This is a genomic window from Negativibacillus massiliensis (assembly GCF_900148495.1).
Lineage (GTDB): Bacteria > Bacillota > Clostridia > Oscillospirales > Ruminococcaceae > Negativibacillus > Negativibacillus massiliensis.
In genome coordinates this window covers 631274-645367 of the sequence record NZ_FTRU01000008.1, presented here as the reverse complement: position 1 = coordinate 645367, position 14094 = coordinate 631274, and the positions used below count along the sequence as shown (strand labels likewise).

The window sequence follows — 14094 nt, the reverse complement described above, 5'->3', positions numbered from 1 at the left end:
CATCAAGGACAATGACCGATTTTATATGAAATAGGATTTCCAAATAAAAAAACTTTATGAAGTGTGAGGAATTTCAAGGTGAAACCAATTTTTGTCTTTTCCGGAAGGATCTCCCACAGGAGATTTTTTTATGAATCCTGGCGCATATTCAGTGCGCTGTTTTCTGTTCTTGTTATGGGCAGCCTTTGTTTTGCGCTCTATCTTTCCTCCCAGCTTCCCGACCGCTACTACCTTGCCAAAGGAGAAACCTTTTCCATCGGGGACAACAAGATGATACAAGCTGTCAGCAGCAGTTCCTATCCTCTTTCTGTTTATTCCTCTGCAGGGAACACCTTTCAGATGGATTTAAAGCTATTTGGATTAATCAACATTAAGGATGTCAATGTCCAGGTGGTTGATCGTCGCGTCGTTTCTCTGTGTGGTACTCCGTTTGGCATTAAGATGGTAACAGACGGTGTTATGGTAGTGGGAACCGGTAATGTAACCGATATGCAGAGCCAGTCAGTCAATCCCGCCAAAGAAGCTGGAATACAGGAAGGAGATGTCATTCTTTCTGTTAACGGGGAGAAAATTTCTTCCAAAAAACAGCTGACCAAACTGGTCAGCACGTGCGGTGCCACCCCTATTTCCATAACCGTCCGTCGCGGAAACGATCTGCAAAACCTGACAGTGTCTCCCGTAAAGTCCTCGATGGACAACGACTATCATCTGGGGCTGTGGGTACGGGACAGTTCCGCAGGAATCGGAACCATGACCTTTTTTGACCCCAACAACGGCTGTTTTGCCGGACTTGGACATGCAATCTGTGATGTCGACACCGGACAAATCATGCCTCTTTCCCAAGGTGAAATTGTGGAAGCCTCCATTATCGGGATACAGGCAGGCAGCGCCGGATCTCCGGGACAGCTTCAGGGAGCTTTTGTCGCAGACAGCCCGGTCGGTCAGCTGTATCAGAACAGCTACAACGGTGTTTACGGCAAACTTTCTTCCCTTCCTCCTTATTCTCAGACCATCCCAATGGCACAAAGTCAGGAAGTGAAAGAAGGTCCTGTCCAAATCATGACCACTGTGGAAGGTGAAAAACCGCGTCTGTTTGACGCATATATCGAAAAGGTATCACTTTCTCAGGATGAACCTACTAAAAACATGGTCCTGCGAATCACCGATCCAGAGCTTCTGGAATTATCCGGCGGAATTGTTCAAGGTATGAGCGGCAGCCCCATCATTCAGGACGGCATGTTGGTTGGGGCGGTGACTCATGTTTTTGTCAACGACCCGACCCGCGGTTATAGCATCTTTGCTGAAAATATGGACAACACCCTGCTCACTGTAGCAGCACAGACAAACCAGAATGCAGCATAAAAAATCCCCCACCTCTAAAAAAGGTGGGGGTTGTACGTTTTTTATATAATATCTATTTTGCTTTTCCCTCTAAATTTATCCATAAAATACTGTTGTTCTTATTGTGTTATATTGCTTAGAAACAACTATATATTAAATAATACTTGATAGAAAAAATAAAATATCAGATGAAAGTAAGCTCATAACATGTAAACATTGTGGAATAGTCTATTGCAGCATTTTTTCCCATTACAAAAAGTGAAGTAGAAAGTGCATCACAACGCTTTTCCTCTTTTGACACAATAGTAACAGAATCCAAATCATTGTTCACAGGATAACCTGCTGGCCGGGAACCGATTGCAACAATGTTCCCACTCAAATTCAATAAGGCAGAAGTAACACCTGCTTCTTAAAGAATCTCAGCAACCTTATCACTGGCATATCCTTTACCTACCGCATCCAAATCCAACATCATACCAGGATTCAGGCAATCAGAAAAAACGAAAAGAACCTTTTCACTCTGTTTTCATCTCCTGTCTCTTTCCAATTTTGCGAACACCTGACGCACAATAGTGACCAATCAAAACAAATAGTTCCATCATTGCCAGATAATCTGCAAAAAATAATACAAGTGGTTGCTCATAGTCAAAAAATACAAACTGTGTCCGAAGAAAAAGATAATTTGGAATTCCATGTCGTATAAAAGCAAAGATACCATACACGGCAATTGAAACTGCTATCATACGCAGTAACAAAACAGAACCCACATTTTTTCTCTTACAGAGTTTGCGAACCACACCCATCATTACATTCCAGTGTATACCAAGATGGAAAGAGAAAAAGACAAGATTCCAATATACGCAGAGCATATGCAGCATCCGTCCAAAGCTACGACCTGTACTGATGGAAAGAAAGGAAAATACCTGGCGGGAGATTAGCACTGAGCTAATTATCGTACCTGTCATTGTAATAAAAATCACAAAGACACAAAGTATTTGTAAAATGCGAAAGGGCGTAAACCTGCCGTGAAACAAATTCCTGGTCCAGCTCCAATTTAAGATATGATGTAAAATAAACATTCCAAACATACCAATTCCAATCCATTCGTGAGCTGTTCTACCAATCAATTCAAAAGCCATGAGCAGCATCAAAGTAATGGTCATACTAATATCCAATAAAATTTGGAGCCCCAATTTAGTTTTCATAGCAGCCGCCTCCTGTCGGTTTTTATTTTCGAATAAAATTGGTAAAAACAAATGACTCCTTTGGTGGAAGCGGAACCAATTTGCTGCCAACTTCTTTGCATTTAAGAAAATAAGCTAAATTATGTCCTAAAACCTGCATGCTTTGCATTCCCTCAAGGCCATGCTTGACTTCATCGGGGGTTGTTCCATGAACCATATTCCAGTAACGCGATGTAATAATAGGCATCTGCATTAACCCAAAATATTTGTTTATCTGATCCCATGTGACTGTTGTACCAGCTCCGCGTGCGGAAATTACTGCCGCTGCCAGTTTCAAATAAAATCTTCCCTCACCACCGTTCAGATCCGCATAAAAAACTCTATCCAAAAAAGATGTCATTCCTCCGGATGCTCCTGCCCAGTGAACCGGACTTCCAAATACAAATCCATCGTAAGTATCTGCCAAATCCAAAAAATCATTGACTGCATCCTGAAATACACAGTGATGAAGTTCACTGCATTTATGACACCCAATACAGCCAGAAAGAGGCTTATTGCCAATCCAAAACATAACACAACATGAAAAAAAGAAAGCCATTTCTTTCTACTCATTGTCTGCCTCTTTAATAGCCCAGTTCTTCCAGCCATGCAGCAACATCGGAAGCTGCATCTGCCACTGTCTGCTCGCTGACAGTAAAACCGTCTTCAATCACAGTAGCACCTGGCTCCAATTCCTCAATCGTTTGGATTGTGCGGGAAAAACGACTTCCATTATGAACATTGAATGGAATAATGGTTTTTCCGGAAAAATCGTACTCATCAAAAAAGCTGTATAACACTTGAGGCATATCTCCCCACCAGTTGGGGTATCCGATAAAAATGGTGTCATACTGATCGAGATTCTCAATATGTGTGGTCAGTTCCGGGCGTGCGTTGTTTGCTTGTTCCTCTGCTGCATAATCGATCAGCTCAGCGCCGTCAGCAGGATAAACCACAGAAGTCTGGATTGAGAATAATTCACCACCCACCTTGTCTTGAATCATATCTGCAACTGCACGAATACGTCCAACGGCCTGTCCATCAATCATGGAATAGCTGGCAGAAGCAATCGCATCCACACCGCTGTTTTCAGCTGCCGTAAAATAGGCAATCAATATATTTTCATTCCCTACTTCTTCATTCCCTACTTCTTCATTCCCTACTTCTTCATTCCCTACTTCCCCATTTCCATCCGTTTGAGAATCAGAATCGGATACATCGGTTTTTTCTGCAGGATCAACGTACTCCAAAGTTAAATCTGATACATCGGTTTCACTTTCCGTACTTGAACTACTGCATGCGTTTAACGACAGCAATAACGCTGTGGTCAGCACTGCTATCAACAATTTCTTTGCAAACATCATGATAAAACGGACTCCTTTCTATCTTTCCTGTTCCTATTCTAAGCTATAAAGTTTCGGTTCTTTCTCCCGTTCATGAGGAAAAGTACATCCTATATTGAAAAAAGCAGCGATTTTATCACTGCTTTTTTCAGTTATATTGCTTGAAAGAGATCACCAATGCTTCTCCAGCCACAAACATTTTGGGGCACCGTTTTATATAAAACTTCCCACTTCATTCTGCTTTTACCTTACGACATACCGAAGCCACAAAGCATTTCCTTCTAATTTCTCTACTTCTTTTAACGTAAATGCAACGGGGGTATGAGCAGGCAAAAAGTCTGCCTGTTCAAAGATAGATACCGAAGTTGTACTGCCATCAGCTACTGGAGCAACCACCAAACTAACCTCATCTATCAGATCTTCCTGAAGAAATGACCAGTTCATTACGCCGCCCCCTGCCACCATGATTTTTTCAATGCCAAACAGACTCTGGAGCTTTTGAAGTAATAGCGTACAATCGAGATATTTTTCCCCCGCAAACAGGTACGATACTCCCTGATTTTGCAGATAAGTCAGATATGGTGCAGATACCCGCTTTGTCAGAACCTCAATTACATGGGCAGCAGTTCGCCCTTTCTTTTTTATGGTTGAAGAGGAAAATGCCAGCTCTCCTTTGGGATCCACAGAAATAATAAAGTTTCCCAAATCTTTTCCTGCCGGATTGATCCAATCAACTAAAGGAACTGATTTCGCTATTTCAGGCAAAGCTGGAGCTGGACCATCCGCGTAGACACCAAGCATGGTTGTTGTGCCATAGAGTGTAGCCTGGCACCCATAAAACTCACGCAAATCGCTATAAGCTTTTAAAGCTGGTGCCGTTTGAGGAAGTTCAAAAAAAGCTCCATCAATCTTACCGTCCAAAGACGCAAGCATATGACAAACAACAAAAGGACGTTTTATCTTTCTTTCCTCCATAGATATCCTCAGCCTTTCTGTTATTACTTTAACGCTGTTCCATCCTTAAACGCATTTCCTACCCGCTCACCCAGCACATGGTAGCCATTATTTGCCGGTTCAAAAGCAATAGGATGGAATTTTGCCATATCCAGATGACCTGTATTATCCAGTACATTCTCATCAATGCTGACATTGATAATCTGACCTATGATATTGCCGTCATCAGTCTCTTTCAGGAATTTGCATTCCAGTGCCACCGGAAGCTCACAGATAATCGGTGCATTTACAAATTCACTTTTTACGGTATGAAAGCCTGATTTTTCGAGCTTATTTTGTTCCGTATTTCCCGAAACAAGACCTACGTAGTCTGCAGAAATTACATGGTCAGCGTCGGCAAACGCTACAGTGAATGCTCCCTTTGCATGGATGTTTTTTGTGGTTTTGTGTCCTGCACTCAGGCAAAGTACAACCTTATCCGAATCATACAGTCCACCCCATGCCGCATTCATGGCATCAGAACTTCCATCCTCGTTATAGGTTCCAATAATCAGTACTGGAAGCGGATAAAACCAAGATTTTTTACCAAAATTTTTTCTCATAACAGCAAGCCCTTTCTTATGATTTATTTTTGCTCATCCACAGGCGGAACCATTTCTGCATACCTTTTCAGCATTTCCGGTGTGCTGGTATAGTAACGTTTCTTCTGATCCATAGCAGAGATCTGCTCCATCTCATCTTGATTCAAAGAAAAATCAAACAGGTCGAAATTGTCCTGGATATGTGCAGGACTCTTGGAACCAGGGATTACGATGTTACCTGCCTGTATGTGCCAACGCAAAATAATTTGTGCATTAGATTTGCCGTACTTCTTGCCCAACTTAGAAAACAGTGGCTCCTGAAGGAGCGACTTATCCCCATGTCCCAGAGGATACCATGACTGAATCATAATCCCTTCATTGCTGAGGAAACGTTTTAATTCCTTTTCCTGAAAATATGGATGCACCTCCGTCTGAAGTACAGCGGGCTTCACCTCACAGATTGCCAAAATTTCTTTCATCTGCTCCATATTAAAATTGGAAAGGCCAATGGCTTTTACTTTTCCTTCCTTATATGCTTTTTCCATCAGTTTGTATCCAGCAATATAATTTCCAGCAGGCTGATGAATGAGCAGCAGATCGATATAACCGGTATCCAGCCGTTTCAGTGTTTTTTCTACGGCATCTTGCTGCTCATAGAAAGCAGGCCACAGCTTCGTTTCCAGAAAAATTTCTCCTCGCTGAAGTCCGGATTTCTTCATCGCGCGACCCACAGCCTTTTCGTTGACGTATGCATTGGCGGTATCAATCAGCCGATAACCGCACTTCAAAGCATTGAGCACCGAAGATTCTGCTTCATCAGGTGTGAGTAAAAATGTGCCAATACCCACCATTGGCATCTTTAATCCATTGTTGAGAGTTACATTTTCCATTTTATTTTTCTCCTTACATGTTTAATGGTTGATTGATGTTCTAAAAATACAGCGGATATCTACATCTTATCTAATGCACAGTCCAAATATGGAAGCTCTGTTGAGGACAGGTATGCATCTGCCGTACCTGTATTTTCCTGAATCCACTCTTCTTTTCGGGTACCGGGAATTGGAATTTTTAGAGAACATCCATGCCAAACTGACCTGTGCTGGACTTATGCTTTTCTCTTTTCTATTTATTATTATAAATGGAAGCCGCAGCAAATAGAAGTTCCTGTTTGTTATGGAGTGATAAGCTAAAGGTTTTAACTCTTTGTTTTTGATTTACTGACTAAAGATTTCTGTAAGCCACTTATCATAAGCAGGAATCCAGTCTCCACCTGCTCCAAAACCGTGCGGCATATTGTCAAGTTGAAGTTGTTCTACCAAAACACCTGCCTGTTCTGCCGCATCGGCATTTGCCAAAAACTGTCCGTAAAATGGGTCACGGGTTCCATAGCAATAAAATGTTGGCGGTAAATCACCAGAACGCAGAAGATCTACATCTGTGGTTCCTAAACTCAGCTGTCCATAGAAGGAGTAGATCATGCCACAAGCCGCTACATCTGCCGAAACACTGTCCAGCTCATCCTGCTGGTATTCTGGATCCAGAATCGTGGGAAGTACATCCCCATCAAAGTTTATAAGCATCTCACCGCTTAAAATACCGCCAGCCGAGAAGCCCATCACAGCGATATCCTGTGGCTCAATGCCGTATTCCTCCGCATGGGAGCGAACAAAACGAACCGCTCTTGCCAGATCCAGTGCACCCTCTTGCTGGGTATAGGGTTGCAGACGGTAATCTACCACAAAACACTGATAGCCAAGGATGTTTAATGCTTCTGCCACATCCACACCTTCCGGCTGATCACTACGAAACTGGAAAGCTCCTCCTGGACAGATGAGCACAGCACCTTTTATATCCATACCCTCCGGGACCGGATAACTGGTAAGATAAGGTCTGAAATCTGGGTTATCTGAATACCTTCCATCGTTCATGGTATATTCTGTTTGAGCCGGTGCGTTATCTTCTTCCCATAAATAAAGTACTTGCTGTTGATCGGGTGTTACTGTGGCTGTAGCTACAGTATTACCTTCTTCCGCTGTCGGAACAGCAGTTTTGATATCAGATAGCTCCAGCTCTGCGCCCCACTCACGTATTTCCTCATCCGTAGTATTTTCTTCTATCAAAAACTCGCCGTTTCCCATCAACGCACCTGGTTCCAGCTCCGAGATTGCAGAACTCACGGCAGACAGATCGATACCATCTCCTAAAACAAACGGATAGATTGTGCGGGCACCAAAATTGTACCTTTTCAGAAAATTCTGAACTTGTGGTGAAAGCTGCTGGTTATGGCCATCAAATCCCAGCAAAACAAATTCATACGTATCTACCTGCAGATTGCTGTCATTCGTTATCTCTATCAAATCTGCATTTAGTGTATCTGCCAACAGCTTGGCTGCCCTCGTTATTGTTTCCTGCTCAGGATCATAGGCTATGAGAATATTCGTGTGTATTTGCTGTACCTGACTATTATCCACACCTTCGGACTGTGACAGATTATTATTTATTGTCTGATCAGAAAAGGTGCCCTCATTATTTCCACAGGCAGCTAAACTGAAAAGTAATACCGCTACAAAAATCAGAATAAACATCCGTTTCATCTGCCGAGGTCTCCTTTCAAAACCGCTTATAGTCCAAATCCAGCTGCCCATTGCACCACCTGATCACGGCTTCCTGCCACATCATTTCTGGAAATCTCCAGACCATTCTCACTCACAGTTGCTCCTGGCTGAAGTTCAGCTATTGTACTTTCTGTACGAGAAAACCCACTTCCTCCATGAGGGCAGAAAGGGATAATCGTTTTTCCAGAAAAATCATATTCCTCCAAAAAGGCGTACAGCGCTTGGGGCATATCTCCCCACCAGTTGGGATAGCCGAGAAAAATGGTATCGTACTGTTCCAAATTTTCGATATGGGTGGAAAGCTCCGGACGTGCATCCTCACCCTGTTCCTGTGCTGCCTGATCGACCAAAGGATCATGATCCAATGGGTACTGCTCCACAGTTTCAATCTGGAACAAATCTCCTCCCACTGTGTCCTGAATTATTGAAGCTATATATTCCACATTTCCCATTATTTTACCCTCGTCGACTACAATGCTGGCTCCGGCAATTGCATCCACGCCTTCTGTATCCACATCTTCCGGCATGGTAAAATACGCAATCAAAATATTATTTCCTTCGCTGCTTTCCGACACATCTGTATCAGGAGCAGAAGATTCTTCATTAGAAAACGTTTCCGATTCGACGGAAGTATCAGAAATTTCTGTATTGGAATCTAAAGCATCGGCAATCTCTTCAGACTTATCATTGAGCACACTATCCAGCCATTCCTGAACATCAGACTCACTGACGCTGGAGCGGAAACGTATTCCTTCCTGCCAATCACCAGTTCCAGCTAATTCTGCCAGTAGCTCTCCGCTCTCACCCAAACCGGAGCTGGCAGAAGTACAGAAAGGAATGACTGTTTTGCCGGTAAAATCGTTGGCTTTAACAAACGTATCCACAGGCCATGCGGCAATTCCCCACCAGATAGGATAACCGATAAACACAGTATCGTAGCTTTCCCAGTTCTCCACTGTATCTGCTAACAGTTCAACAGTTCTTAAAGACTCGTCTGCATATTCCCGGGAAACACGACTCTTTTCATTGCCATAATTCAGGTCTTCATCGGTATAAGGGTCAGCAGGCTCCAGCTCAAACAGATCGCCTTCGGTCAAATCGGCAATATAACCTGCTGCCTGCTCTGTATTTCCGGTAGCAGAAAAATACACTACCAGGGTTTTTCCAGTTTGACTTTCTTCTAAAGCATCCCCGCTGTCTGTTTTAGCAGAAGTGCTTTCAGGGACAGCCGGCTGAGAATCCTCTGTTTTAGAATTCTCCTGTGCAGAAGAAACTGAAGCATTGCTGTTTCCGCACGCTGTAATACCAAGTACCATGATCAGACTTAAAAACAATGCTGTTATTTTTTTCATCGTAATCGCTCCTTTCAAGACTAAAAATTTTTATTCATAGCATTCCTGAAAGATTTCCAAAATTTCTTCATGAGTCATGACCTTATAGCTGCCTTGAGAAATGCTGCAAGAATCGGCGATTTCTTTAAGTTGGGATTGATTCACATCCAATTCTTTTAGTGTGGCAGGCAGACCAATTTCTCGAATAAAATTTGCCAGTGCCTGAATACCTGCCAAAGCAAGTTCTTCCTCGGTCTTGCTCTCCGGAGCAATTCCCCATACATTTTTTGCAAAACGGACAAATTTTAACAAGCCCTCTTTATAGATATGCCGGTAGTATACCGGATGGAGCACTGCCAGGCCACATCCATGGTTACAATCAGTAAATGCGCTAAGCTGGTGCTCCATATTATGGCACTGAAAATCACATCTCTTGCCCATTTTGATCATCCGATTTTCCGCCATGGTTGCATCCCACATCAGGTTGGAACGGGCAGTATAGTCCTGTGGATCTTCAATGGCTGCCCGGAGATTTCGAACCACACTTTTCATCAATCCCTCCATAATATCATCAGAAACATTGTCTTCATCGGGTTTGCTGAAATAAGTTTCCATAATATGGCTTAAAATGTCGAAACTAGCGGATACCATTTGTTTTCTTGGCACAGAGAAAGTATAGGTGGGATCCATCAGAGCAAAACGAGGGTTAAGAGCCGGATAGTCCCGACCTGTCTTGACCTTCTTTTCCTCATTGGTGATCACTGCGCCTCCATTACACTCGCTGCCAGTACCCGCCACAGTAACTACAACGCCCAATGGCAACGGATCAAAGTCAATAACACCTGGGTGAATCCAAAAATCCTCCCAAATATCGCCTTCATACTGTGCAGCAAGACAAACAGCCTTACAGCAATCCATCGTGCTGCCGCCGCCTACAGCAAGAACCATATCAACATGATTTTCTCGAGCCAGTTTCGCACCCTCCTGCACCTTAGCATAGGTGGGATTGGACATGATATCAGAAAACTCCACAATGGTTTTACCAGCTTTCTTCAGAATGCTCGTAATCTCATCGTAGACGCCGTTTCGTTTGATTGAACCTCCGCCATAACCCAGCAGAACAGTCTGAGCGTCTTTTGTCAGACAGGCCAGATATTCCTTCACGCAGCCCCTGCCGAAATAAACCTTCGTGCTGTTTTGAAAAATAAAGTTGTTCATATCTGTACTTCCTTCCTTGAATTTCATAAATGATCATCTATATCTGAGCTTCCCAAAAAGAAACAGCTTCGTCAAGCCATCCTTCTGCCACCGTGCCACTTCCCAGCCCAAAGCCGTGTGACAGTCCAGGATAATGATGAAACTCCGTTGGGATGCCAAGATTACTCATAGCATCCAGACGACGCTCCATTGTACGCCAATTTGCGATGCCATCCCGTTCTCCCACACAAGCAAAGGTCGGGGGATCATTTTTTGTATATTCATTGTGTCCGGTGTACTGCATAATCACCGCACTCGGCCGTGGAAGATCTTCTCCTCCAAATGCTACCGGTCCATATGAGCCCAACCACGCTGCCATGCGAGCTCCAGCCGAACCTCCCCAAAGGGAATAACCTTGTACATCAATTTCCAGCTCCTCTTTATGCTCAAAGATAAAGCTGATTGCCCGTGCCAGATCTTCACAGCCAGTTTGTGCCCCAGGACGGTAAATCAGAGCAAAAGCATTATATCCTCGTTTGGAAAGTTCCAACGCATGAGGAAAACTGTCCTGCATGGCACCCACATAGGCAAATCCACCCCCTGCATTGCACAACGCAAATTTTTCTCCTAGATTTCCTTTGAAGAAAAACAATCCAGTATCCTCTTTATCCGGGTCCCTGGCTTTTTCTTCCTCTGTATAAATATCATAGAAAACGGTTTGTCCGGCACTTGCCCGATTCCATAATGTATTGACGACTTCAACCGTTTTGTCTGAATCGATATTGTTATACCAGGTAAGCTGCAAATCACCTAAAGTTTCACCTCTCATATACCACTCTTCCATTGGAAACAAGAAACGTCCATATTTTCCAAAAACAGGGTCATTCATTACGGTATAAATCAAAGTAGTGTCGTTAAAGTGCTGTATCATATCCTCTGCAAGCGCAGAATCCGTTTTCTTCAAGCCAAAACTACTATTTTGCACTGTATCAATCTCAAATATTAATTTCGTCAGTCCACTATATCCAATCATAAACAACAACATAAAGATACAAATGACTGATAACTTCCGCGCTTTCATTGACTCACCATCCTTTCTGTCTGATTTAATTATAAAAAAATCGAGACTTCTGCAGAAGTCTCGATTCGTTATGCACTATTTACTTGAAGGTTCATACTGGATTATCACTTTTGGGTTGCTTTTTTTACTGCTTTCAGAAATTGTTTGACAACTGGAGATGGTGTTGGAGAGTGTAATAAGCCAAAAGGAATCATATAGTTCCAATCCAATGGCAAAATCTTTAGCAGAGGGTGAACATAGCTCCAGTTATTCACAGCCATAAGGACATAGTTGTTGTTCTCACATTGATTAAATGCATTAACATTGTAAAAATCAAAATCCACAATTTGTATTTGAGGATGATTTTTCCATAAATCATCCCGAAGAAGATCGACGTAATGACTCCATCCACGGCGCATCAACATCATCTTTTCTCCATACAGATCCTGTACCGTCAGCCGGTCTTTTTGTGCCAGCCGATGATGAACAGACACTGCACAGCAAATAGGTTCACGGGAAATCTCAAGTCCATTACACTGACGTAATTGAAGCATTGTTTCATCAAAAATTCCGGCAATCACATCAATGTTTTGCCCCAGATTTGCTAGAATTTCTCTGGCATTTTCTGGAGTATTATCAAATGGAACCAGCTTAAATTTTATTCCGGGACAATATTCTTGCAGCTTTGGCCAAAGGTCTACCAATACTTGGGCTGGTGTCATAGGAGAAGTACCGATACGAATTACATTCTTCGTTTCTTGCATTGCATTCTTTGCCCGTGTAACCGAATCTTTACAATACTGTATGATATATTTTGCATCCTGATAAAGAGACCTTCCCGCTTCTGTAAGTTGCAGCCCACGATGTGTCCGAACAAAAAGCTGCAAGTCCAAACTTTCTTCAAGCAAATTGATTTGTTTAATGACTGCTGGTGGAGAAATGTATAGTTTTTCTGCTGCTTTATTAAAGCTGCCAGCCTCTACCACACAGATAAATGTATCTAGCTGCGGATTATACATTCGCCTCACAATTCCTTTCTTCCGGGGATTTCCTTATTTGATACTTTTTATTACACTTACTCATATTGACATTTTTTAGCTTTTTAAGATTGTCTCTGCAAATTCAAATTTTCTGGTTTTTCAATTAACTCTGCCCACAAAACTTTTTAAATTCTTGTTTCAAGAAGTCTTATTACAATAAAATTATAGGCAAATGATTAAAATATTTCAAGTTATATTCTCTTTAACATATTCTTTGACTGTCTTTAAAACCGAGTCTTTGATTTACTTACCATATCTCAGTCAGCATTCTTTAAAAATCTTTCCAGTTCCTGATATTATTTTCTAAAACAAACTTCTCATTCAAAACACTGGCAGACAGAAGATAACAGTAATCCCGTTTTGCAAAACACATATAAATCTATGAACCATGCAAGATTGCTCATAGATTTATATCATTTCGCAATATACCTACTCAATGCAGTGCAAGATGGGAAAAGTATTTTTTATCAATAGCGATAAAACAAAAAATGCCACTAAATGATTCATCATGAATGGTTTAGTGGCATTTCTTTATTCATTATTGTGAGTCTTATAATTTTCTCCCCATGTCCACATGGCATCTAAAATAGGTTTAAGGCTTTTTCCAAGTTCTGTCAAACTATACTCGACTCGTGGCGGCACTTCTGCATACACTTTTCGATTTACCAGTCCACTGTCTTCCATGTCTCGCAGCTGTGCTGTCAGGACTTTTTGCGATACATTGCCAACAGACTTTTTTAATTCACCAAAGCGTTTTGTCCCAGGCATCAGATCACGCAGAATCAAGACTTTCCATTTATTGCTGATCAACATTAAGGTTGTTTCTACTGGACATTCCGGTAACCCTTTTTCTTTCTCCATATGTTTTCCCTCCTCCAATAGTATCTTTTTGGTACCTACAGCACAATAAAGTGCTTACTTTACAAAAGTTCTTTATGGTTTTATTATAATCTTGCAAGATAAAAATTGCAAGACTAAAAACCCATACTTATCAGGAGGTTATAATGATGAACAAAGTTGTAAAATTTTTGCAGGAAAATCCCGTACAATACCTTGCTACTGTTGGTCGTGATGGAAAGGCTAAATGCCGCCCATTCATGTTTGCCGGTGAACTGGATGGCAAACTATGGTTCTGCACCAATAACCAGAAAGATGTCTACAAAGATATGCAGGCTAATCCTTCTGTAGAAGTCTGTGTTTCCAGCCCGGCGTATGCTTGGATTCGCCTGAACGGAGAAGCTGTTTTTGAAAACAACATGTCTGCTAAGGAAATGTGCATCCAGAACCCCATTGTTAAAGGACAGTACGGCGAAGCTACTAACCCAATTTTTGAGGTCTTTTATTTGAAGGACGCTCACGCGGTAATCGCCGACTTCTCCGGTAATCCGCCTGAGGAATACGATCTGTAA

14 protein-coding genes and 2 pseudogenes are annotated in these 14094 nt (G+C 42.2%); 2 read left to right on the top strand and 14 right to left on the bottom strand.

Annotated features, from left to right (window positions below):
- Positions 1-78: 78 nt before the first annotated feature.
- Positions 79-1362, top strand: a complete 1284-nt coding sequence (gene spoIVB, locus BQ5375_RS09065) for a SpoIVB peptidase (RefSeq protein WP_083687571.1) — start codon at positions 79-81, stop codon at positions 1360-1362.
- A 163-nt stretch (positions 1363-1525) separates the two neighbouring features.
- On the opposite strand, the gene BQ5375_RS14530 is transcribed toward spoIVB, so the two are convergent.
- The 14 genes and pseudogenes from BQ5375_RS14530 to BQ5375_RS08995 form a co-directional block, all read right to left on the bottom strand.
- Positions 1526-1672, bottom strand: a complete 147-nt coding sequence (locus BQ5375_RS14530) for an FAD:protein FMN transferase (protein WP_268876796.1) — start codon at positions 1670-1672, stop codon at positions 1526-1528.
- 184 nt (positions 1673-1856) lie between these two features.
- The gene (locus tag BQ5375_RS09050; RefSeq protein ID WP_022132822.1) at positions 1857-2546 is read right to left on the bottom strand and encodes a DUF4405 domain-containing protein; all 690 of its coding nucleotides are present in this window, start codon (positions 2544-2546) and stop codon (positions 1857-1859) included.
- 22 nt (positions 2547-2568) lie between these two features.
- Positions 2569-3123, bottom strand: a complete 555-nt coding sequence (locus tag BQ5375_RS09045) for a flavodoxin family protein (RefSeq protein ID WP_022132821.1) — start codon at positions 3121-3123, stop codon at positions 2569-2571.
- Positions 3124-3148: 25 nt separating this feature from the next.
- Positions 3149-3928: a flavodoxin gene (locus tag BQ5375_RS09040; RefSeq protein WP_235849992.1), complete on the bottom strand. Its 780-nt coding sequence runs from the start codon at positions 3926-3928 to the stop codon at positions 3149-3151.
- Between the two features lie 222 nt (positions 3929-4150).
- The gene (locus BQ5375_RS09035) at positions 4151-4882 is read right to left on the bottom strand and encodes a RibD family protein (RefSeq protein ID WP_022132819.1); all 732 of its coding nucleotides are present in this window, start codon (positions 4880-4882) and stop codon (positions 4151-4153) included.
- A 23-nt stretch (positions 4883-4905) separates the two neighbouring features.
- On the bottom strand, positions 4906-5463 hold the full coding sequence (locus BQ5375_RS09030) for a flavin reductase family protein (RefSeq protein WP_022132818.1): 558 nt from the start codon (positions 5461-5463) through the stop codon (positions 4906-4908).
- A 23-nt stretch (positions 5464-5486) separates the two neighbouring features.
- Positions 5487-6332, bottom strand: coding sequence for an aldo/keto reductase (locus tag BQ5375_RS09025; RefSeq protein WP_022132817.1), 846 nt, complete (start codon positions 6330-6332; stop codon positions 5487-5489).
- Between the two features lie 324 nt (positions 6333-6656).
- A complete protein-coding gene (locus BQ5375_RS09020) occupies positions 6657-8036 on the bottom strand; it encodes an alpha/beta hydrolase fold domain-containing protein (protein WP_022132816.1) in 1380 nt (459 codons plus the stop codon).
- Positions 8037-8062: 26 nt separating this feature from the next.
- Positions 8063-8614 (bottom strand): annotated as a pseudogene (locus BQ5375_RS14670) (flavodoxin); the annotation flags it as partial.
- A gap of 135 nt (positions 8615-8749) precedes the next feature.
- Positions 8750-9409 (bottom strand): annotated as a pseudogene (locus BQ5375_RS14665) (flavodoxin); the annotation flags it as partial.
- Between the two features lie 30 nt (positions 9410-9439).
- Positions 9440-10606 carry an iron-containing alcohol dehydrogenase gene (locus BQ5375_RS09010; protein WP_022132814.1) on the bottom strand — a complete coding sequence of 389 codons (1167 nt, stop codon included), beginning with the start codon at positions 10604-10606 and terminating at the stop codon, positions 9440-9442.
- Between the two features lie 37 nt (positions 10607-10643).
- Positions 10644-11516, bottom strand: coding sequence for an alpha/beta hydrolase (locus BQ5375_RS09005; RefSeq protein WP_235850009.1), 873 nt, complete (start codon positions 11514-11516; stop codon positions 10644-10646).
- Between the two features lie 254 nt (positions 11517-11770).
- Positions 11771-12664, bottom strand: a complete 894-nt coding sequence (locus BQ5375_RS09000) for a LysR family transcriptional regulator (protein ID WP_022132812.1) — start codon at positions 12662-12664, stop codon at positions 11771-11773.
- Positions 12665-13216: 552 nt separating this feature from the next.
- Positions 13217-13546, bottom strand: a complete 330-nt coding sequence (locus BQ5375_RS08995) for a winged helix-turn-helix transcriptional regulator (protein WP_022132811.1) — start codon at positions 13544-13546, stop codon at positions 13217-13219.
- A 146-nt stretch (positions 13547-13692) separates the two neighbouring features.
- Between BQ5375_RS08995 and BQ5375_RS08990 the strand changes: the two genes are divergently transcribed.
- Positions 13693-14094, top strand: a complete 402-nt coding sequence (locus BQ5375_RS08990; protein WP_076917744.1) for a pyridoxamine 5'-phosphate oxidase family protein — start codon at positions 13693-13695, stop codon at positions 14092-14094.

What these genes read in the sequence shown, in the direction of transcription:
- BQ5375_RS08990 (WP_076917744.1), top strand. Translation starts at nt 13,693, where the DNA reads ATGAACAAAGTTGTAAAATTTTTGCAGGAAAATCCCGTACAATACCTT.
- BQ5375_RS08995 (WP_022132811.1), bottom strand. Translation starts at nt 13,546, where the DNA reads ATGGAGAAAGAAAAAGGGTTACCGGAATGTCCAGTAGAAACAACCTTA.
- BQ5375_RS09005 (WP_235850009.1), bottom strand. Translation starts at nt 11,516, where the DNA reads ATGATACAGCACTTTAACGACACTACTTTGATTTATACCGTAATGAAT.
- BQ5375_RS09035 (WP_022132819.1), bottom strand. Translation starts at nt 4,882, where the DNA reads ATGGAGGAAAGAAAGATAAAACGTCCTTTTGTTGTTTGTCATATGCTT.
- BQ5375_RS09030 (WP_022132818.1), bottom strand. Translation starts at nt 5,463, where the DNA reads ATGAGAAAAAATTTTGGTAAAAAATCTTGGTTTTATCCGCTTCCAGTA.
- BQ5375_RS09020 (WP_022132816.1), bottom strand. Translation starts at nt 8,036, where the DNA reads ATGAAACGGATGTTTATTCTGATTTTTGTAGCGGTATTACTTTTCAGT.
- BQ5375_RS09045 (WP_022132821.1), bottom strand. Translation starts at nt 3,123, where the DNA reads ATGGCTTTCTTTTTTTCATGTTGTGTTATGTTTTGGATTGGCAATAAG.
- BQ5375_RS09025 (WP_022132817.1), bottom strand. Translation starts at nt 6,332, where the DNA reads ATGGAAAATGTAACTCTCAACAATGGATTAAAGATGCCAATGGTGGGT.
- BQ5375_RS09010 (WP_022132814.1), bottom strand. Translation starts at nt 10,606, where the DNA reads ATGAACAACTTTATTTTTCAAAACAGCACGAAGGTTTATTTCGGCAGG.
- BQ5375_RS09040 (WP_235849992.1), bottom strand. Translation starts at nt 3,928, where the DNA reads ATGATGTTTGCAAAGAAATTGTTGATAGCAGTGCTGACCACAGCGTTA.
- BQ5375_RS09050 (WP_022132822.1), bottom strand. Translation starts at nt 2,546, where the DNA reads ATGAAAACTAAATTGGGGCTCCAAATTTTATTGGATATTAGTATGACC.
- BQ5375_RS09000 (WP_022132812.1), bottom strand. Translation starts at nt 12,664, where the DNA reads ATGTATAATCCGCAGCTAGATACATTTATCTGTGTGGTAGAGGCTGGC.